General features: G+C 63.4%; 18 protein-coding genes. 10 read left to right on the forward strand and 8 right to left on the reverse strand.

Going from position 1 to position 18,340, the window contains the following annotated elements:
• Window positions 1-16: 16 nt before the first annotated feature.
• Window positions 17-3,379 (reverse strand): efflux RND transporter permease subunit, encoded by a 3,363-nt coding sequence (locus LFL96_RS22450; RefSeq protein WP_281002899.1) that lies wholly within the window; start codon window positions 3,377-3,379, stop codon window positions 17-19.
• A 322-nt stretch (window positions 3,380-3,701) separates the two neighbouring features.
• Window positions 3,702-4,826 carry a mandelate racemase/muconate lactonizing enzyme family protein gene (locus tag LFL96_RS22455; RefSeq protein WP_281002900.1) on the reverse strand — a complete coding sequence of 375 codons (1,125 nt, stop codon included), beginning with the start codon at window positions 4,824-4,826 and terminating at the stop codon, window positions 3,702-3,704.
• 127 nt (window positions 4,827-4,953) lie between these two features.
• Between LFL96_RS22455 and LFL96_RS22460 the strand changes: the two genes are divergently transcribed.
• From LFL96_RS22460 to LFL96_RS22470, 3 genes are all read left to right on the forward strand, one after another.
• Window positions 4,954-5,862 carry a LysR family transcriptional regulator gene (locus LFL96_RS22460; RefSeq protein WP_281002901.1) on the forward strand — a complete coding sequence of 303 codons (909 nt, stop codon included), beginning with the start codon at window positions 4,954-4,956 and terminating at the stop codon, window positions 5,860-5,862.
• Window positions 5,863-5,957: 95 nt separating this feature from the next.
• A complete protein-coding gene (locus tag LFL96_RS22465) occupies window positions 5,958-6,953 on the forward strand; it encodes a dihydrodipicolinate synthase family protein (RefSeq protein ID WP_281002902.1) in 996 nt (331 codons plus the stop codon).
• A gap of 108 nt (window positions 6,954-7,061) precedes the next feature.
• Window positions 7,062-8,369: an MFS transporter gene (locus tag LFL96_RS22470; protein ID WP_281002903.1), complete on the forward strand. Its 1,308-nt coding sequence runs from the start codon at window positions 7,062-7,064 to the stop codon at window positions 8,367-8,369.
• Between the two features lie 81 nt (window positions 8,370-8,450).
• On the opposite strand, the gene LFL96_RS22475 is transcribed toward LFL96_RS22470, so the two are convergent.
• The 4 genes from LFL96_RS22475 to LFL96_RS22490 all read right to left on the reverse strand — a co-directional run bounded on the left by LFL96_RS22475 (window position 8,451) and on the right by LFL96_RS22490 (window position 10,361).
• The gene (locus LFL96_RS22475) at window positions 8,451-8,777 is read right to left on the reverse strand and encodes a hypothetical protein (RefSeq protein ID WP_281002904.1); all 327 of its coding nucleotides are present in this window, start codon (window positions 8,775-8,777) and stop codon (window positions 8,451-8,453) included.
• 90 nt (window positions 8,778-8,867) lie between these two features.
• A complete protein-coding gene (locus tag LFL96_RS22480) occupies window positions 8,868-9,155 on the reverse strand; it encodes a hypothetical protein (RefSeq protein ID WP_281002905.1) in 288 nt (95 codons plus the stop codon).
• Window positions 9,156-9,159: 4 nt separating this feature from the next.
• Window positions 9,160-9,438, reverse strand: a complete 279-nt coding sequence (locus LFL96_RS22485) for a hypothetical protein (protein ID WP_281002906.1) — start codon at window positions 9,436-9,438, stop codon at window positions 9,160-9,162.
• On the reverse strand, window positions 9,435-10,361 hold the full coding sequence (locus LFL96_RS22490; protein ID WP_281002907.1) for a helix-turn-helix domain-containing protein: 927 nt from the start codon (window positions 10,359-10,361) through the stop codon (window positions 9,435-9,437). The genes LFL96_RS22485 and LFL96_RS22490 overlap by 4 nt, the downstream gene beginning before the upstream one ends.
• 50 nt (window positions 10,362-10,411) lie before the next feature.
• On the opposite strand from LFL96_RS22490, the gene LFL96_RS22495 reads away from it, so the two are divergent.
• A complete protein-coding gene (locus tag LFL96_RS22495) occupies window positions 10,412-10,687 on the forward strand; it encodes a hypothetical protein (protein WP_281002908.1) in 276 nt (91 codons plus the stop codon).
• Between the two features lie 72 nt (window positions 10,688-10,759).
• Here the strand turns inward: LFL96_RS22495 and LFL96_RS22500 are convergent, their stop codons facing one another.
• Entirely contained in the window at window positions 10,760-11,194 is a 435-nt protein-coding gene (locus tag LFL96_RS22500; protein WP_281002909.1) for a VOC family protein, read from the reverse strand.
• A gap of 178 nt (window positions 11,195-11,372) precedes the next feature.
• On the opposite strand from LFL96_RS22500, the gene LFL96_RS22505 reads away from it, so the two are divergent.
• The 3 genes from LFL96_RS22505 (at window position 11,373) to LFL96_RS22515 (ending at window position 13,610) form a co-directional block, all read left to right on the forward strand.
• Window positions 11,373-12,248, forward strand: coding sequence for a LysR family transcriptional regulator (locus tag LFL96_RS22505; RefSeq protein ID WP_281002910.1), 876 nt, complete (start codon window positions 11,373-11,375; stop codon window positions 12,246-12,248).
• Between the two features lie 268 nt (window positions 12,249-12,516).
• The gene (locus tag LFL96_RS22510) at window positions 12,517-13,155 is read left to right on the forward strand and encodes a LysE family translocator (RefSeq protein ID WP_281002911.1); all 639 of its coding nucleotides are present in this window, start codon (window positions 12,517-12,519) and stop codon (window positions 13,153-13,155) included.
• 95 nt (window positions 13,156-13,250) lie between these two features.
• Complete coding sequence (locus LFL96_RS22515) at window positions 13,251-13,610, forward strand: hypothetical protein (protein ID WP_281002912.1); 360 nt, start codon at window positions 13,251-13,253, stop codon at window positions 13,608-13,610.
• A 35-nt stretch (window positions 13,611-13,645) separates the two neighbouring features.
• On the opposite strand, the gene LFL96_RS22520 is transcribed toward LFL96_RS22515, so the two are convergent.
• Window positions 13,646-15,358 carry a SulP family inorganic anion transporter gene (locus LFL96_RS22520; RefSeq protein WP_281002913.1) on the reverse strand — a complete coding sequence of 571 codons (1,713 nt, stop codon included), beginning with the start codon at window positions 15,356-15,358 and terminating at the stop codon, window positions 13,646-13,648.
• Between the two features lie 284 nt (window positions 15,359-15,642).
• Here LFL96_RS22520 and LFL96_RS22525 point away from each other — a divergent pair, with 284 nt between their 5' ends.
• From LFL96_RS22525 to LFL96_RS22535, 3 genes are all read left to right on the forward strand, one after another.
• Complete coding sequence (locus tag LFL96_RS22525; protein WP_281002914.1) at window positions 15,643-16,032, forward strand: helix-turn-helix transcriptional regulator; 390 nt, start codon at window positions 15,643-15,645, stop codon at window positions 16,030-16,032.
• Window positions 16,019-17,275: a type II toxin-antitoxin system HipA family toxin gene (locus LFL96_RS22530; protein ID WP_281002915.1), complete on the forward strand. Its 1,257-nt coding sequence runs from the start codon at window positions 16,019-16,021 to the stop codon at window positions 17,273-17,275. The genes LFL96_RS22525 and LFL96_RS22530 overlap by 14 nt, the downstream gene beginning before the upstream one ends.
• 180 nt (window positions 17,276-17,455) lie before the next feature.
• Entirely contained in the window at window positions 17,456-18,313 is an 858-nt protein-coding gene (locus LFL96_RS22535) for a PA4780 family RIO1-like protein kinase (protein ID WP_281002916.1), read from the forward strand.
• Window positions 18,314-18,340 lie beyond the last annotated feature (27 nt).

An 18,340-nucleotide genomic window follows, 5' to 3' on the forward strand; every position in this document is an offset into this window, starting at 1 on the left:
CAGCCATCATTGAACTTTACGCGGGCTTCGCAGCGCCGCCGAGATCCGGCGCGGCGCCGTTGCCCTGGTCTTTGCCGTTGCCCTGGTCTTTGCCGTTGCCCTGGTGTTTGCCGTTGTCGTTACCGCCGTCGTGGTCGCGATTGCCTTGATCGCCTCGGTCGTTCGCTTGACCATGGCCCGGGCCGTCACCGCCGTGTCCGTCCGGCTGGTCCGCGCCGCCCTCCGGACCATCGCCGCCGCCGTGGCGCCGCGCGAGCCGGCTGTGGATACCGGCGAACACCACCGGCACGAAGAACAGCGTGGACACGGTCGCGAACAGCAGACCGCCGATCACCGCGCGGCCGAGCGGCGCATTCTGTTCGGCGCCTTCGCCGAGACCGAGCGCCATCGGAATCATGCCGATGATCATCGCGAAGGCCGTCATCAGCACCGGACGGATCCGGCTCGCGCCGGCTTCGAGCGCGGCGGTGAGCGGCGGCGCGCCGGCCGACAGCCGTTGCCGCGCGAACGCCACCATCAGGATACTGTTGGCGGTCGCCACGCCCATCGTCATGATCGCGCCGGTCAGGGCGGGCACGCTCAGATGCGTGCCGGTCAGGAACAGCATCCACACGATGCCGGCCAGCGCCGCGGGCAGCGCGCTGACGATGATCAGCGGATCGACCCACGACTGGAAGTTCACCACGATCAACAGGTACACCAACACGATCGCCATCGCCACGCCAATACCTAGACCGAAGAACGAGCTACGCATGGTCTGCACCTGGCCGCGTACGACGATCTGGCTGCCGCGCGGCAGCGATGCGCGCGCCTGTTCGACCAGCTTGTCGACCTGGCTCGCGACGCTGCCCAGATCGCGCCGCTCGACGCTCACGTACAGATCGATCACGGGGCGGATGTTGTAGTGCGTGACCTCGGCGAATTCGCTTTGCGGCGCGACCCGCACGAGGTTGCCGAGCAGTTGCGTCGGGCCGTTCGCCGAACCCGACACCGGCGTGCGCAACAGCTCGTCGATCGACGACACCTGGTATTGCGGCGTCTGCACCGCGACGCTGTACTCCACGCCGTTGCGGTTGTTGAACCAGAACCCCGGCGACGTCTGCGAGCTGCCCGACAGCGAAATCAGCACGTTCTGCGCGACGTTGCTCGCGCTCAGGTTCAACTGCTGCAAACGCGTGCGATCCATCTGAAGATTGATGGTCGGCTCGTCCAGCTTCTGCTGGATGTGGGTGTCCACGGTGCCCGGAATCATCCGCACCTGCTTGAGCAGTTTGCGCGCGACGTCGAAATTGCCCTGCTGGTCCGCGCCGGAAATCTGTACGTCCACCGCGGCGGGCAAGCCGAAGTTAAGAATCTGCGTGACGATGTCGGCCGGCTGGAAGAAAAACTCCGTGCCCGGAAAACGTTGCGGCAACAACGTCCGCAAGCGGTCCATATAGGTCTGCGACGGTTTGTGGTCTTCGTTCAGCGCGACCTGGATCTCGCCGTCGAGCGTACCGATCGTGCCCGCGTTGCTGTACGACAGGTTGATACCGCTATATGGCAGCCCGAGGTTGTCGAGAATCGTGCCCAGCTCCTTCGCGGGAATGACCTCGCGAATCGTCTTCTCGACCTGGTCCGCGAGACGCGCGGTTTCCTCGATCCGTGTGCCGGTCGGCGCACGCATGTGCAGACGGATGTCGCCCGCGTCGACGCTCGGGAAAAAGTCTTCGCCCAGGACGAACACGAGTCCCATCGAGACCACGCAGAACGCGAGAAACACGCCGCCGAACCGGCCGCGCCGGACCAGCACGCTGCTCAGAATCATGATGTAGCCGGCCCGCATGCGCTCGAAACCCTGATCGAAGCGGTGATAGAGACGCATGAACAGATTCGGTTTCGCGCCCGCTTTCGGCTTGTGCGCATGGCCCATCAACAGCATCGCGAGGGTCGGCACGAGCGTACGCGACAGCACGTACGAGGCCAGCATCGCGAACACCACCGCTTCCGCGAGCGGCACGAACAGATAGCGCGCGACGCCGGTCAGGAAGAACATCGGCACGAACACGATACAGATACACAGCGTGGACACCAGCGCTGGAATCGCGATTTCGCCCGCGCCGTCGAGAATCGCATCGTGCAGATTGGTACCCATGTGCAGATGCCGTTCGATGTTCTCGATCGTCACCGTCGCGTCGTCCACCAGAATCCCGACCGCGAGCGCGAGACCGCCGAGCGTCATGATGTTGATGGTCTGCCCGAGCGCATGCAGCGCGATCAGCGAAGACAGGATCGACAACGGAATCGAGATCGCGATGATGCAGGTGCTGCGCCAGTTGCCGAGAAACAGCAGGATCATCGCGGCGGTCAACGCGGCGGCGACCAGCGCTTCACGCACCACGCCCTGCACCGCCGCCTTCACGAACACCGACTGGTCGAACAGCGCGGTGACGTTCAGATCGGGCGGCAGCGACGCGCGCGCGGTCGGCAACAATCCGCGCAACGTATTGACGATCGATAGCGTCGACGCGCTGCCGTTCTTGAGCACCGAGATCAGCACGCCGCGATGACCGTCCTGCCGCACGATATTGGTCTGCGGCGAGAAGCCGTCGCGTACATGCGCGACCTCGCGCAGATAGGTGGTCGCGCCGTTCAGCGTGCGCACCGGAATGTCGTTCAGCCCCTCCACCGTGGCGGGCGAGCCGTTCATATTGATCGTGTATTCCTTCGGCCCGATCTTGGCCGTGCCGGTCGGCAGAATCAGGTTCTGCGCGTTGAACGCGTTGACCACGTCCGACGGCGTAAGGCCCTTCGCGAGCAACGCGCGCGTATCCAGGTCGACCGAAATCAGCCGCGATTTACCGCCGTATGGATACGGCACGGCCGCGCCCGGAATCGTCACCAGTTGCGGACGCAGGAAATTCAGCGCGGTGTCGTTGAGCGATTGCTCGGAGAGCTTCGGGCTCGACAGGCCGAGCTGGATCACCGGGATACTCGACGCCGAATAGCTGATGACGAGCGGCGGCGTGGCGCCGGGCGGCATCTGCTTTAACTGCGCCTGCTCCACCGCCACGGTCTGCGCAATCGCCGTCTGGATGTTCGCGGTAGGTTGAAGGAAGATCTTCAGAATCGCGATGCCGGCGAGCGACTGCGATTCGATGTGCTCGATATCGTTGACGGTCGTGGTCAGGCTGCGCTCGTTGACCGAGGTAATACGGTTGGCCATGTCTTCGGCCGACAAACCGGTGTAACTCCAGATGATGCTGACCACCGGAATGTTGATCTCCGGCAGCACGTCGACCGGGGTGGTCATCAGCACGAACGGCGTTGCCAGCAAGATCAGAATGGCCATCACGATGAACGTGTATGGCCGTTTAAGCGCAACGTTGACGATCCACATGAAACGCGCCCGAGAAAATGCAGATAAAAGGAGGGATGGTTGAATCCAGCGCTTATGCTAGATCGCTGGCACCAACACCTGCATGGCGCGAAAATGGCGGGATTGTCAGGAAGGCTAATGTAAGGCGAAGCGCGCGATGCGCACCCGCTCGCTTAGCAATAGGCAAACGTTTGATGACTGAAGATAAGCGCCGTTGCGGCAACTTCGTCGAACCGGTCGCGCGGGTGAAACGCGCGACCGGTCTTCATAATAAATCACGCAAAGCAAATACTTAAGCAGGCTTACAGAATACGATCAATGCAGCCTGATCACCGCAGTGTGATCAACGCACCTCGCTCCACTTGCCGTACTTCGCGACCTCACGCTCGTCGAAATCGAAACCGAGACCCGGCGTCTGGTGCAGCACGATGCGGCCATTCCTGTGCCCCAGCTGGCGATCGATCAGGCGGCGGAAGTTGAGCACCTGATCGTCCCAGAAGTATTCGACGTAGCGCGCATTAGGTGTGGACGCAACCAGCGGCGCGTGCACGTCGTGGAACCAGTGCGGGCACATCACCACGCCATGACTTGCGGCCGTCGCCGCGATGCGCCGCCATTCGCTGATGCCGCCGCACACCACCGCATCCGTCTGCAGGATCGCGGCGCCGCCCTTGTCGAGCAGTTCCTTGTGATACCAGCGGCCGTAGCCGATCTCGCCGGTCGCGACCGGCACGCGCGTGAGCCTGGCGAGACGCGCGTGATTGTCGATATCGTCGGGCGAAAACGGCTCTTCGACGAAGTACGGGTCGTACTGCTCGATTCGCCGCAGATGCTGCAGCGCCTGAGTCGTATCGGTCCAGCCGTTGTTGATGTCGATCATCAGTTCGACATCGGGGCCGATCGCCTCGCGCGCGGCGCGCACACGCGCCTCTTCCTCGCGCGGCGACAGACGGCCGCCCTTCATCTTCACCGCCTTGAAACCCATCTCGACGTAGCTCGCCATTTCCTCGCCCAGCATGCCGGCCGATTTGCCTTCGAGGTAATAGCCGCCGCTCGCGTACGCGGGCACGCTGTCCAGTTCCACCGCGCCGAGATACTTGTGCAGCGGCACGTTGTGACTGCGCGCATTCAGATCCCACAGGGCCGTGTCGAGAATGCTGATCGCGCGCATCACCGTCCCCGCGCGGCCTTGCAGCAACGCTTCCTGATACATGGCCTGCCACAAGCCTTCCACCGCGTACGAATCCTGGCCGATCAGCACCGGCGCCAGCAACTGTTCGATGGCCACGCGCAGCAGTTCGCCACCTGCGCTGCCGACATAACAGAAGCCGATCCCCTCGACGCCATCCGTCGAACGCACCTTGACCAGGCCATAGTGACGCGTCGACACCGTGCGGGTCGCGAACGACGTCACGCGATCCAGCGGCACGCCGGCTGCGCACACCGATACCGATTCAATTACTGGCATTTCCACACTCCTCCATGTTTGCGGACCGTCCGCGTCCGATGCGCGTCCGGTGAGATCGCAGTGTGATAGTCGCGGGGCGTCAAAAACAGTATTCTTTGGCTTCTTCAAAAGATAAAAATTCTATTCAATGGACTCGCGCTATCTGCAGAGCTTTGTCTATGTCGTCGAACTCGGTTCGATCGCCGAAGCCGCGCGCCGCCTCGATCTGACGCCCGCGGCCGTCGCGCAGCGCGTGAAGATGCTCGAACAGGAACTCGGCGCGAAGCTGGTGCGCCGCTCGGGCCGCACGGTCGGCACGACGGAGGCCGGCGAACGCATCCTCGCGCGCGCCCGCGCGGTGCTGCACGATATTCGCGACCTCAAGTCCGATCTGAACGACGAGTCGGTGCTGGCCGGTCAATTACGGCTCGGTGGCACGCCGACCATGATGACCAGCGTGATTCCCGACGTGCTGGCCGGCTTGCTCGCGCGGCATCCGCACATCGATATCTATCTGGAGCCGGGCAATTCGGTCGATCTGTACCGCAAGGTGGTGAGCGGCGATCTCGATGCGGCGATGCTGGTGCAGCCGCTGTTCGATCTGCCGAAAAGCTGCGACTGGCGCACCTTCCGCGAGGAACCGCTGGTGCTGCTGACACCCGCGTCGATGCAGGTCGACGATCCGCACGAGGTGCTGCGCCGCGAACCGTTCGTGCGTTACAACCGCAACGTGGTGGGCGGCCAGCTTGCCGACGGCTATCTGCGGCAGCACGGCATTCAGCCGCATCAGCGCTGCGAGCTCGACGGGCTCGACGCGATCGCCGTGATGGTGGATCGCGGGCTCGGCGTCTCGCTGGTGCCGGACTGGCTGATGACGCGTTTCTCCGGGCTCGCGCTCGCCAGATGGCCGCTGCCGCACGCGTTTCCGAAGCGCGTGGTCGGGCTGTTGTGGGGACGTTCGTCGGCGCGCATGCGGCTGGTGCAGGCGTTTCTGAAAACCGCGCAGGAGTTGAATGAGGCGATGCCCGCCCCGGACACAAAAATAATTAACGTTTGAAGCAAGCGGCTCACGCTTCTTCGCTGTTCACGCTCACGCAATACTGCGTCGGCGGCCTGAATGCGGCCGCCATGAACATCGAAGGAGACAACCCCATGAGCACGCCCACACCCGGCCTACGCGGCGTTCTGTCGCCGGTCCTCACGCCGTTCAATGCCGATGGCTCGCCGTCGCGCGAACGCTTCGTCAGGCATTGCCGCTGGCTGCTGGCGCAGGACGTCGGTCTCGCCGTGTTCGGCACCAATTCGGAAGCGAATTCGCTGAGCGTCGACGAAAAACGCGCGTTGCTCGACACGCTGCTCGAAGCAGGTCTGCCGCCCGCGCGGATGATGCCGGGCACCGGCGCATGCGCGTTGCCCGATGCGATCGCGATGACGCGTCACGCAGTCGCGAACGGTTGCGCGGGTGTGCTGATGCTGCCGCCGTTTTTCTACAAGGGGGTGAGCGACGAGGGCCTGTTTCGCGGCTTCGCGGAAGTGATCGACGCCGTGGATGACGATCGTCTGCGCGTCTATCTGTATCACATTCCGCCGGTTTCGCAGGTCGGTCTCGGCTTCGAACTGATCGAGCGATTGCTGACGCGTTATCCGGGCGTCGTCGCGGGCATCAAGGACAGCGGCGGCGACTGGCAGCACACGGCCGCGTTGATCCGCGCTTTTCAGAGCGAGCGTTTCGACGTCTTCGCCGGCACCGAAACGACGCTGCTGCCCACGCTGCAACACGGTGGCGCCGGCTGCATCACGGCGACCGGCAATGTCAACGCGGCGGCCATCGTGCAGCTCGCGCGACATTGGCGCGATCCCGATGCCGCGGATCAGCAGCAACGTCTGAACGACACGCGGGCGATTTTCCAGCGCTATCCGATCATCGCCGCGATGAAGGCCGCGATCGCATGGCAGGCCGGCGACGCGCAATGGTCCGCGATGCGCGCGCCGCTCGTCGAACTCGACGACGCGCAGCAACGCGAACTGCAACTCGCGCTGACGCGTCACGGTTTCGCGATCGAGGATGCCGCGCAACTCGCGGGTGGGGTTGGCGGCGCCGCCAGTGCTACCGGCGTCGCGCAACTCGCGGAGGGCAGCACCGCCTGACGCCATTGGCAGCGCAAGCCGCGACTAGACGGCCCGCCCGTACACTCTCACATCGTTCGCCCGCCACGGCATTCACAATAACCAGTAAGGCGGGCAAGGAGACACATCTTGCTGATTCAAACGTCCTATCCCGCCACGCTCGCCGCGAACCCGGCCGACCAGCTATTCCGGCGCGTAGCCTGGCGTTTCATGCCGCTGCTGTTCGTCGGCTATGTCGTTGCCTATCTGGACCGCGTGAACGTCGGTTTCGCGAAACTGCAGATGCTCAACAGTCTGCATTTCAGCGAAGCGGCCTATGGCCTCGGCGCGGGCTGCTTCTTCATCGGCTACTTCCTGTTCGAGGTGCCGAGCAATCTGCTGCTGCATCGCTTCGGCGCGCGGCGCTGGATCGCCCGCATCATGGTGACGTGGGCGCTGCTTTCCATGATCACCGCATGGGTCCATACGCCGTTGATGTTTTACGTCGTGCGTTTTCTGCTGGGCGTCGCCGAGGCCGGTTTCTTTCCCGGCATGATTCTCTATCTGACGTACTGGTTTCCGGCGCATCGGCGCGGCAGGATGACGGCGTTGCTGATGGCCGGCATTCCCGTTTCCGGTCTGCTCGGCGGCCCGCTCTCCGGCTATCTGATGCACGCGTTCAACGGCACGTGGGGCCTGGAGGGATGGCAGTGGCTGTTCATCGTCGAAGCGTTGCCGTCGATCGTGCTCGGGCTGGTCATCTATCGCTGCCTCGACGATCGCGTGGCCGACGCCACGTGGCTGAGCGACGCGGAAAAACGCGTGATTCAGGACGAGATCGATGCCGATTCCGTCGTGCGCACCCACGCTTCGGTGCGTGGGGTGTTCGCGTCGCCGCGAGTGTGGCTGTTGTGCGTCGTGCTGTTCGGCATCGTGATGGGCTCGTACGCGATCGGCTTCTGGCAACCCACCATCATTCGCGGCACAGGCATCGACGATCCGCTGATGATCGGCCTGCTCACCATGATTCCGTACACCGCCGCGCTGATTTCCATGCTGGTGGTAGGTCGTCATGCCGACCGCACCCGGGAGCGCCGCTGGCATATCGTAGTGCCAGCGCTGGTAGCGGCCAGTGGCTTCTCGCTATGCGCGGCCAACGGCGACAACGCCGTGCTGTCGATGCTCGGCCTCACGCTCGCCGTCTCCGGCGTGGTCACTGCCCTACCGATGTTCTGGGCGCTGCCCACTGCGTTTCTCGGCGGCAGCGGCGCGGCGGCCGGCATCGCGTTGATCAACTGCACGGGGAATCTCGCCGGCTTCATCAGCCCGACGGTGATCGGCTGGCTGAAGGCGTACACGCATACGCTCGCGTCGGGGCTGGTGCTGACCGCGTGCACGTTGACGCTGTCGGCATTGCTGATTCTGGTGTTCATTCCGGCGAAGCTGGTGAACCGGTGAGTGTCTGGTGAGCACGCGATGAGCGCTGAACGGCGGGGCGATGCGCGCAATACGCTGCATCGCACCCGCCTCGCCGTCCCTTCACAACGAGAACTTCGTTGCACGCTCGACAACCTCGCCCCGGTCGAAGCCGAAGCGTTCGCGCAGGCTGTCCAACGTCTCGGCACTCAGATCGTCGTTGGCCAACGCCTTCGCGGGAATGCCGAACACCTGGGACAGCGGCTCGATCAGCCGCGAGCGCCGCTGATGGCGCTCTTCCGCAAGCCAGACGAGCGCACGCACACGACGGCGGTCGAACCGGTTCATATCGACCGTCAGGTGATCGATCAGCACCGCCCTCGTCCAGCCGCACGCCTCGCGAATCCCGACGAGGTTGCGCCCAAAAGCGTTGACCTGCTCCGTCGCCATGCTCCGCTCCTCGTGCAAAAAAACGCCCACCTGACGGCGGGCGCAAACACACACGCGGCGGAAGGGAAAGTTGCCGCGTTTTCTTCGATCTCAGTGACGCAAGGCTTCGTTCGCTCTGGTCCGGCACGCCAGTTCGTCGGCGGCCAGTTGCAGCAGATCGCACATCGCATGGTTGCGCGCGGGTGGCGCGGGCGGGATGGTGGCGTGGGCGCGAAGCAGCCGGATCAGGTTCACGTGCCGGTTCGAACACGACGGACAGAAACGCACCCGCACGTCCATATACCCGGTGAACCGGACCCAGCCCGACGCATGACGCGAGAAATTCGTGACCAGCTTGCCGCACAACGTGCAGGCCATCGGAAAGCGACATTCGTCCATCGTTTCACCTGCTTGCGAGGAGTGTTTCGAAAGCCCGGGCCGCCCGCAGGCCATTCCGGTATCCCTCTATGTACGCCTGCTCGCTCGCGATGCGTCTGCCGGCATGGAATCCGTCCTTGTAACCCTCGCGCTTCGCCGCCAGCAGTTGCGAGAGATTCAGTCGTCGCGGCACGGCTTCGGTGCGTGAACCGCCGGGATCGTCGGCGTTGCTGGGGTTGCTTGCCGGGCTCTCGCACGCTTCCAGCGGGCGCGGCGTGTCCGCGCTTATCGTCGGCCGTTTCATTTGCCCACTCCCGCATGGACCTCGACGGGCTCGCCACGCGGCGGGCAGACAAACGGTTGCGCATTCGCCGGCGTCAAAAGTTGAACGGGCTTGCAGTCGAGAATCCTGGCGAATTTGTCCAGCGTTCTCTTGCGGAGATTCGCCGCTTCCTCGAGCCGGGCGATGTGCTGCGTGTTCGATCCGCAGGCATCGGCGAGTTGATCGATCGTCATGTTCCGGTAGAGACGCCACGCGGTCAGTGCCGATTTACCGTCGAGCAAATGCGCGAGCACGACGCCGGGATAGTCTTCGTTCATCTCCGAAACGGCCTGCTGGATCGACATGCTTTCGCGCGGATCGAATGGACGTGTATCCGAATCGTCCTGCGCGACAAGCTGATCGATCGAGCATGCGTACACGAGTGCGAATCGTTCGAGCGTTTCCATGGCCGGCTTGTGATAGCCGTGCTCGTGACGCCCGATCGTGTAGGTCGTGAGATCCGCGCGATCCGCGGCTTCTTCTCTCGTCAGATTGCGGTACAGCCGCCACGCACGCAGAAAGTAGATGCCCTGCCCGATCAGTCGCTGGACTTCGGCGGGAACCGGTTCGCGGAAGAGGCGCGGAAAATAGACTTGCCGATGTCCTTTTGAAACACTTTGCGGTTCGTCATGCCGGGCATCGCTACCGCCGATGACGGCAGTGCGCGTGCCGTTTTCGGGTGTGGCACTGAAAATCGCTTCCAGGCATTCGCGCGCGGATCGCGAGTCTTTTGAGTCTTTTGAGTCTTTCGTATCCCCGGCATGCAGATTCGCTTCGGAATGCAATGCCGCCCATCTATATTCAAGAAGCATGGAAAATACGCTATACGGAATATCGGCGCGCAATCGGTTGCCATTTTGATCTGTAACAAAACGACAATCACTTAAATCCAGACCGTAAAGCATGGCACACCCCCAAAGAGACTTGTGGGTCAATTCAATCGCAAGCGGGAACTATGGAATTACGTGATATTCAGGAACTGCAAGGCTGTGAACATGCATTTGCGATCAACATTAAACGATTCCAACGCGCGTTTCAAGTCGCGATGAAACGCCAAATCCTTTCCACAATGACTCTACATAGGCAATTGCAAGCCATTCCGTTTTGTAATCACGAAAATTCACCAGTAAATCTCTTGAATAGCCTCAATTTAAAACACGCCATGAAGTCCGGAATCTTTACACCACAAGGGATTGCCGAAGATGTGTCATACGGCGGCAATTCAAAATGAATTGTTTACGCGGGGTCAATGAGAGAGGACTCAAAAAAGCCCAGGGGTTTCCCTGGGCATCGGTAAGCGGGCCTACTTCGCGAACAACGACGACATATCGGCGAAGGCCTTGAACTCCAGCGCATTGCCCGACGGATCGAGAAAGAACATCGTCGCCTGCTCGCCGACCTCGCCCTTGAAACGTACGTGCGGCTCGATGATGAAGTCGATGCCGGCGTTCTGCAGTTTGTCCGCCGCGGCTTGCCATTGCGCCATCGACAGCACCGCGCCGAAGTGACGAACCGGCACCGCGTCGCCGTCGACCTTGCTGGTGTGACGGTGACCGATTTCCTCCGGCGCCAGGTGCGCGACGATCTGGTGGCCGTAGAAATTGAAATCGACCCACGCTTCCGAGCTGCGCCCTTCCGGACAGCCCAGCAGTTCGCCGTAGAACTCGCGGGCGGCGGCAAGGCTATGGACAGGAAACGCCAGGTGGAACGGCGGCAAACGGGTTTCGGCAACGCTCATGACGGAAAGCTCACTGGTTGGTAATGGGGAATGACGCGCGGCGCGCGGCCGCTGCGTGATTTGCAATCGCCTGCCGCGCGACACGGTTGAAGTCAAGTTTAACCATGACCAATTTCGATTCAAAACGATATATATTTGATCTGACCATCACGAAAATCGATTAATCGACTTATCGATCATGCTGAACGAACTCAAGACCTTTATCGCCGTCAGCCAGTACGGCACCTTCTCGGGCGCGGGTGCGCGCATCGGCCTCACGCAGTCCGCGGTCAGCGCGCAGATGCAGCGTCTCGAAGACGAGCTCGGCTTCGCGCTGTTCGACCGCACCGGTCGTTCGGCCACGCTCAACGACGCCGGGCGCGAAACGCTCGCGCTCGCCGAGGAAATGATGACGCTGTACGCGCGGCTCTCGGAACGCGGCGCGGTCGCGGCGGAAAGCGGCATGGTGCGGATCGGCGCGATCGCGTCCGCGCAGGTGTCGTTTCTCGCCGATGCGCTCGCGCGTTTCCGCGACGATCGCTCGGGCTGGCGCATTCGCGTCGTGCCCGGCGTGTCGTTGAGCCTGCTCGCTCAGGTGGACTCCGGCGAACTCGATCTCGCCGTGATCATCAAGCCGCCGTTCGCGCTGCCGGCCGAACTCGAATGGCGCACGCTCGCCACCGAACCTTTCGTACTGCTTGCACCGAAGGCACTGGCTCGCAAGCAGCCGTCCTGGCGCGAGTTGCTCAGGAGCGCGCCGTTTATCCGCTACGATCGCGCGTCGTTCGGCGGCAGGCTGGTCGAGCGTTTTCTGCGACGTGCGCGGCTGAACGTGCAGGACGCGATCGAACTCGACGAATTGCAGGGGATCGTGGAACTCGTCGCGCGCGGCGTCGGCGTGGCGTTGATTCCGGATACCGTGGGGCTTGGTAAATGGCCGGCCACTGTCACCGCGCTCGAACTCGGCGACGCGACGTTTCACCGCGAAATCGGACTGGTGCTACGGCCGCAGCATAGCCGTCAGGCCGTGGCGAGTGCGCTGGCGGATTGCATCGGGACCGCGGCTGGGGCGTGAGTGGCTTGAGCGTATTGGGACGGTAGTGCTCATGCATGTGTCGAATATGAACGGGTGTTCGGCGCGGCCGGGTGGCTAGCGTTGCCTCCTGCGCTGGCCTTGCCCAAGCCCAAACCCAAGCCGCCCAGATTGTGCTGTCGTGCTGACCGGCAACTGTATCTTTGACAAGCGCACCGCCGCCCTCAGAATAGCTGGCCGCGCATCGAATCGTCATTCCCAGCCGCGCTCGCATCGAGCGTGGTGTTTGCTCCGCTACCGAGACCCACCCATGATCGTCAGCAGCTTTGTCACCGCCGATGTCCTGATCGCCTACGGCGCCTATTTCGTCGGTACCGCGAGTCCGGGGCCGAGCAATCTCGCGATCATGTCGCTGGCCATGAGCGCGGGCCGCCGCGCCGCGCTGACTTTCGCACTGGGCGTCGTCTCGGGTTCGTTCTTCTGGGCGCTGCTGGCGTCGCTGGGTTTGTCGGCGGTGCTCGCTTCCTATTCGGAAGCGCTGATCGCGGTGAAGATCGCCGGCGGGCTGTATCTGCTGTGGCTCGGCTTCAAATCCGCGCGCTCCGCGTTCAGCGCCGCCGCGTTGCCTGCCCAAACCGCGCGCGCGGACGAATCGCCGAAGCGGCTTTATCTGCGTGGCCTGCTGTTGCATCTCACCAATCCAAAAGCGATTCTGGTGTGGTTGTCCATCGTGTCGCTGGCGGTCTCGCCGAACGGCGGCGCATCCCATACGGCAGCGGTGGTGCTCGGCTGCATGGTCATCGGCGTGTCGGTGTTCAGCAGCTACGCGGTGCTGTTCTCGACTTCGTCGGCGCGCCGCATCTATCTGTCGATCCGGCGTTGGCTCGACGGCTCGCTCGCCGTGATGTTCGGTATCGCCGGCATCAAGATGCTGACGTCGAAAAGCTGAAAACGCCACACGCGTGATGCGTGTGCTCGACGCGGGAGCACGCCGCCGCTCTGCGATACTGTCGCCACGACTAGCAGAGCGGATCGACGAACACGATGAACGGCAGCAACCAGCCAGACCCCAGCACAACGCGCCTGTCCCCGCGCAAACGCTTTTACATGGCGGGCGCGGCGATACTGATCGTCAGCCTGATCGCCGCGGCCATGCTCTACGCGGTGGCGCCGCCGCCCGATAGTGCCGTCTCCCAGTACAGCATCGCCGACCCGCGTTATCAGATCGAATTGCAGCGGATCGGCGGCAACGCGGAAGTGCTGATGGCGCAACTTCACGACTGGTTCGACGGCCTCTGGCAAGGCACCGCGCTCGCCGGCACGGTGGCCGTGCTGGGTGTCGCGATGGCGGGGGCGTGCTTCTTCATCGGTCATTACTTCATCGACGACGAACCGCGGCGCTAACCCACGCGTTCGCGACATGCGCTCGAGGCGGACGCCTAAGTCGCTTCCTTCACATGCCGGTCCGGTTTCTCCACGCCCGCCGCGCGCAGCGCCTCGTGCAGCGTGCCGAAAATACAACTCGTGTCGATGATCGGCGTGATGCCGTGCCGGTCCATGTCCGAGCGCAGATAGCGGTTCACGCGCGCGAAGATCACGTCGATGCCGCCGCGCTTCAAGGTCTCGCACAACTCCCCCACCGAACGCGCCGCCGAATAATCGAGATCGGTGATCGCGCTCGCGTCGACCACGAACCAGCGCACCTTGCTCGGCGCATGGTCGATCAGGCGGCGCGAATCGTCGACGAAAAAATGGTCGTTGGCGTAGAACAGATCGGCGCCGAAGCGATACACGATCAAGCCCGGCGCGGTCTGCATGCCGGGCGCGGCCGGCACCGGCACCCAGATGCCGTCGTCGCCGGGTGCGAGGATCATCGTGTGGGGACGGTAGCTGTGGCGCACGTGGCGCAGCAGCGAGAGCGCCACCGCCACCAGAATGCCGTGCTCGACACCGATCAGCACCACGGCCAGCGCGGTGAATAGGGCGAGCGTGAATTCGCCCGGGCTCTCGCGGCGAATGGCGAACAGCGTCTGCACGTTCACGAGACCGACCGCGATCGTGAACACGATGCTGGCGAGAATGCAGTGCGGCAGATATTGCAGGAAGCGGCTGAAAAACAGCAACACCACCACGACCACGACCGCGAACACGACCTGCGCGAACTGACTGCGGGTGCCGGCGCGATCGCCCATCGCGGTCTGCGTCGGGCTGCCGTTCACCACGAAGGCGCCGGTGAATGCCGCCGCCGCGTTGGCCGCCGCGATGCCCAGCAGGTCCGCGTTGGTGTCGACGGGTTCGTGATAGCGCTCGGCGAACACGCGGCTCGCGGCGGCGCTCTGCGCGACGATCATCACGAAACAGGAAGCCGCGACCGGCAGTAGATCGAGCATCTGCTGCCACGTCACGGACGGCATGCGCAGCGGCGGCAAGCCGCCTGCCACCGGGCCGAGCACGGAGATGCCATGCGCCGCGAAGCCGTAGATATCGCTCGCGGCGATCCCCGCGACCACCGCGATCAACGGCACCGGCGCGCGCGGCACAAAGCGTTTGCACACCAGAATGGCGGCGACGACCAGCAGCGAGATGGCGAGCGTCGGTGGGCTGATCTGAGCCGCTTCGCGGGCCACCAGCGCCACCTGCGCGATGCTCGTCGACGCATGTCCGGGAATGCCGAGCATGTCGGCGAGCATGGCAATGCCGACCTGCACGCCCACGCCGGCGAGAAAACCGACCAGCACCGTGCGCGACAGGAAGTCGGCGAGAAAGCCGAGCTTGAAGATGCGCGCGATGAGCAGCAGCGCCGCGGTGAGCAACGCCACCATCGCGGCCAGCGTCGCGTATTCGACGCTCGACGCCGGCGCCATGGTGGAGAGCCGGCTCGCGAAGATGGTGGCGGTCGCGGAATCGGCCGCCACCACCAGATGCCGCGACGCGCCGAAGAACGCGAAGGCGAGCAAGGGCAGAAAAACGGTGTACAGCCCCGTTACGGCCGGCATGCCGGCGATCCGCGCGTAGCCGAGCACCTGGGGAATGTCCATCGACGCCAGCTGCACGCCGGCCAGCGCATCGCGCGCCGCGCCGCCGCGCGTCAACGGACGAACGCCTTTCAGCACGCTGACACGTGCGGTAATAGCCGCCAGAAAATCCCGCATACGCGATCCTGCCCCAAACGAAGGTTATCGCGCATCGTGCCGCGAGTCGGCCTGCGAAGGCAAGTTTTCGGCGATCACGGCCGTTGCGGACGACGGCGTCCAGAGTTAGGCCAACGGACAATATGGGTCACTGATCGCTGCGAATGGATGTCCGATACTTCAGTCAAATAATCAAATAATGCCTAACATATCGGACACACGCCTGCTTCGATCCCCAACCTCCCTAGCACCCTGAACGTCCGATACTTTTGACAAATGAGCCATTTTTGCCTAATCTATCGGACATGCCTCGCACCCTTTTCCGCCCTTTTCCATCGGTCGACAAGCAGATGCGCTCGCTCGGCGAACGCCTGAAACTGGCCCGCTTGCGTCGCGCCGTGCCCGCCTCCCTGTTTGCCGAACGCCTGGGCATTTCACGCGACACGCTGCATCGTCTGGAGCGAGGCGACCCCGGCATCTCGCTCGGCACCTATATGCGGGCGTTACGGGTGTTGGGACTCGACAAGGACATGGACACGGTCGCTCGGGACGATGAACTCGGCCGCAAGCTGCAGGATCTCGAGCTCACCGGCGGGCGTAAGACGCGTGCGCACGCGCGCCCACTGAACTTCATCGACACGGTGGAGGAGCGCCCGGCCCGCAAAACCGCACGGAAACCCGATGGCAAGCCATAAACCTCGCGACATCTTCAAGGTTTTTCTCGACGACACCGTATCCGGCGGCATGCAGCAGGTCGGCACGCTGTACCGTCAGACCACGCGCACCGATTTGCCGGCGTCGTTCGCCTATGAGCCGGCGTGGCTCGAAAGCGGCAACGCGTTCATGCTCGACCCGCGCCTCGAATTGTGGACCGACGAGCAATATCCCCCCGCGCGAGCCGCCGCCTTCGGTATCTTCATGGACTCGGCGCCGGACCGCTGGGGCCGCGTGCTGATGGAGCGCCGCGAAGCCGCCGCCGCGGATCGCGAGAACCGTCCCATGCGGCAACTGCAGGAAATCGATTTCCTGCTCGGCGTTCACGATCAGACGCGGGTCGGCGCACTGCGGTTTCAGAACGCAGCAGGCGAGTTTCTCGACAACAGTCCTAACGCCGCGCCGCCAGTCACGGATCTCGCCACGCTCGCGTATGTCAGCCTGCGCATCGAGGAAGACAACGTCGAAAACCTGCCCGAATACGCGCAGTGGCTCGCCATGCTGATCGCGCCCGGCACGTCGCTGGGCGGCGCGCGTCCGAAGGCCAACTTCACGAGCCTCGGCAACGAACTGTGGATCGCCAAGTTCCCCGCGAAGGACGACCGCTACGACATCGGCGCGTGGGAATACGTCGTTCATCGTCTGGCCGCGAAGGCCGGCATCTGGGTGCCCGCGTCCGAACTCAAATACGTGGGCACGCGTTACGGCACCTTCTGCGTCGAGCGTTTCGATCGCGGCGATAACCGCCGCCGCATGTACGCGTCGGCCATGACCCTGCTCGAGCGGCAGGACGGCGATCCGGACGCGAGCTATCTGGACATTGCCGAATATCTCGCGAGCAACGGCGCGCAAGGGCATATCGACAGCGATCTCGCGCAGCTCTTCAAACGCGTGGTGTTCAACGTCGTGGTGGGCAATCGCGACGATCATCTGCGCAATCACGGCTTCATTCACGAGGCGTCCGGCTGGCGGCTGTCGCCCGCGTTCGACATGAATCCGAATCCCGCCAGGCGCGAGCACGCGTTGACATTCGACGGCGCAAGCGCGCTGCCGGATCTCGACGCCGTGGTGGAAACCGCCGACTTCTATCGTCTCGACGCGAAAGAAACACAACGGATCGTCGACGAAGTGCGCGACGCGGTCACGACATGGCGGGACGAGGCCGCCGCCCTGAATCTGTCGCGACCGGAGATACAGCGGATGGAAAACGTCTTCCAGGTTTGAAGACGTTCAGTCAACGCGTGCCTCCGCTTTCGCCGAAGCAGCCCCGATACGTTTGCGGCGCTTGCACCGGCGGGCGCCACCGTAGCCCTTATAATCCGGCATGATCCGAATCCCGCTTACCATGCCCTCCGCTCCGGCCGTCCAAGACCGGCACGCCGTCCATCATCCCAAGGCGGCCGCATGAAAACCCCGAAACGTCTGCTCCCGCTCGTCGAAGAAGGCCTGATCGACGAGGTCATCTCGCAGTTGATGAGCGGCAAGGAAGCCACCGTCTATGTGGTACGCAGCGGCGAGTCGATCCGTTGCGCGAAAGTCTATAAAGACGCCAAACAGCGCAGTTTCCGTCAGGCCGCGTCGTATCGCGAAGGCCGCAAGGTCAAGAACAGCCGCGAGCAGCGCGCGATGGAAAAAGGCAGCCGCTACGGCCGCGAAATGCAGGAACAGGCATGGCAGAACGCCGAAGTCGATGCGCTGTTCCAGCTCGCGAACGCAGGCGTGCGGGTGCCGCAGCCCTATATCTGCACCGACGGCGTGCTGCTGATGGAACTGGTCACGGACGCCGACGACAACGTCGCGCCGCGTCTGAACGACGTGGAGATGACTGAAACGCGCGCGCTCGAACTGCATGCGCTGCTGTTGCAGCAGGTAGTGCGCATGCTGTGTGCCGGCATGATTCACGGCGACCTGTCCGAATACAACATTCTGCTGGCCGCCGACGGCCCGGTCATCATCGATCTGCCGCAAGCGGTGAACGCCGCCGGCAATCTCGAGGCGCCGGCCATGCTCGAACGCGATGTCGACAACCTCGCGGCGTATTTCGGACGTTTCGCGCCGGCCTTGCTCGAAGCCAGCTACGGCAAGGAAATCTGGGCGCTGTACGAAGCGGGCGCATTGCACGTCGATGTGCAGCTCACCGGCCGCGTCGAACTCGACACCACGCCGGTCGACCTCGACGCCGTGTTGCAGGAACTCGAAGACACGCGGCTCGAGGAAGAGGCGCGCCAACGCCACGAGCAGTCGCTGCGCAGCGAAAACTGAACGGGACGACGCGAGCCGTCCCGCGAT

The organism is Paraburkholderia sp. D15 (genome assembly GCF_029910215.1).
Classification (GTDB): Bacteria; Pseudomonadota; Gammaproteobacteria; order Burkholderiales; family Burkholderiaceae; genus Paraburkholderia.

Bases quoted from the DNA above. Each gene is read 5' to 3' on its own strand.
- LFL96_RS22535 (WP_281002916.1), top strand. From the start codon at position 17,456: ATGAAAACCCCGAAACGTCTGCTCCCGCTCGTCGAAGAAGGCCTGATC.
- LFL96_RS22450 (WP_281002899.1), bottom strand. From the start codon at position 3,379: ATGTGGATCGTCAACGTTGCGCTTAAACGGCCATACACGTTCATCGTG.
- LFL96_RS22495 (WP_281002908.1), top strand. From the start codon at position 10,412: ATGGAATTACGTGATATTCAGGAACTGCAAGGCTGTGAACATGCATTT.
- LFL96_RS22460 (WP_281002901.1), top strand. From the start codon at position 4,954: ATGGACTCGCGCTATCTGCAGAGCTTTGTCTATGTCGTCGAACTCGGT.
- LFL96_RS22515 (WP_281002912.1), top strand. From the start codon at position 13,251: ATGAACGGCAGCAACCAGCCAGACCCCAGCACAACGCGCCTGTCCCCG.
- LFL96_RS22465 (WP_281002902.1), top strand. From the start codon at position 5,958: ATGAGCACGCCCACACCCGGCCTACGCGGCGTTCTGTCGCCGGTCCTC.
- LFL96_RS22510 (WP_281002911.1), top strand. From the start codon at position 12,517: ATGATCGTCAGCAGCTTTGTCACCGCCGATGTCCTGATCGCCTACGGC.
- LFL96_RS22520 (WP_281002913.1), bottom strand. From the start codon at position 15,358: ATGCGGGATTTTCTGGCGGCTATTACCGCACGTGTCAGCGTGCTGAAA.
- LFL96_RS22505 (WP_281002910.1), top strand. From the start codon at position 11,373: ATGCTGAACGAACTCAAGACCTTTATCGCCGTCAGCCAGTACGGCACC.
- LFL96_RS22500 (WP_281002909.1), bottom strand. From the start codon at position 11,194: ATGAGCGTTGCCGAAACCCGTTTGCCGCCGTTCCACCTGGCGTTTCCT.
- LFL96_RS22485 (WP_281002906.1), bottom strand. From the start codon at position 9,438: ATGAAACGGCCGACGATAAGCGCGGACACGCCGCGCCCGCTGGAAGCG.
- LFL96_RS22455 (WP_281002900.1), bottom strand. From the start codon at position 4,826: ATGCCAGTAATTGAATCGGTATCGGTGTGCGCAGCCGGCGTGCCGCTG.
- LFL96_RS22530 (WP_281002915.1), top strand. From the start codon at position 16,019: ATGGCAAGCCATAAACCTCGCGACATCTTCAAGGTTTTTCTCGACGAC.
- LFL96_RS22525 (WP_281002914.1), top strand. From the start codon at position 15,643: ATGCCTCGCACCCTTTTCCGCCCTTTTCCATCGGTCGACAAGCAGATG.
- LFL96_RS22475 (WP_281002904.1), bottom strand. From the start codon at position 8,777: ATGGCGACGGAGCAGGTCAACGCTTTTGGGCGCAACCTCGTCGGGATT.
- LFL96_RS22490 (WP_281002907.1), bottom strand. From the start codon at position 10,361: ATGCTTTACGGTCTGGATTTAAGTGATTGTCGTTTTGTTACAGATCAA.
- LFL96_RS22480 (WP_281002905.1), bottom strand. From the start codon at position 9,155: ATGGACGAATGTCGCTTTCCGATGGCCTGCACGTTGTGCGGCAAGCTG.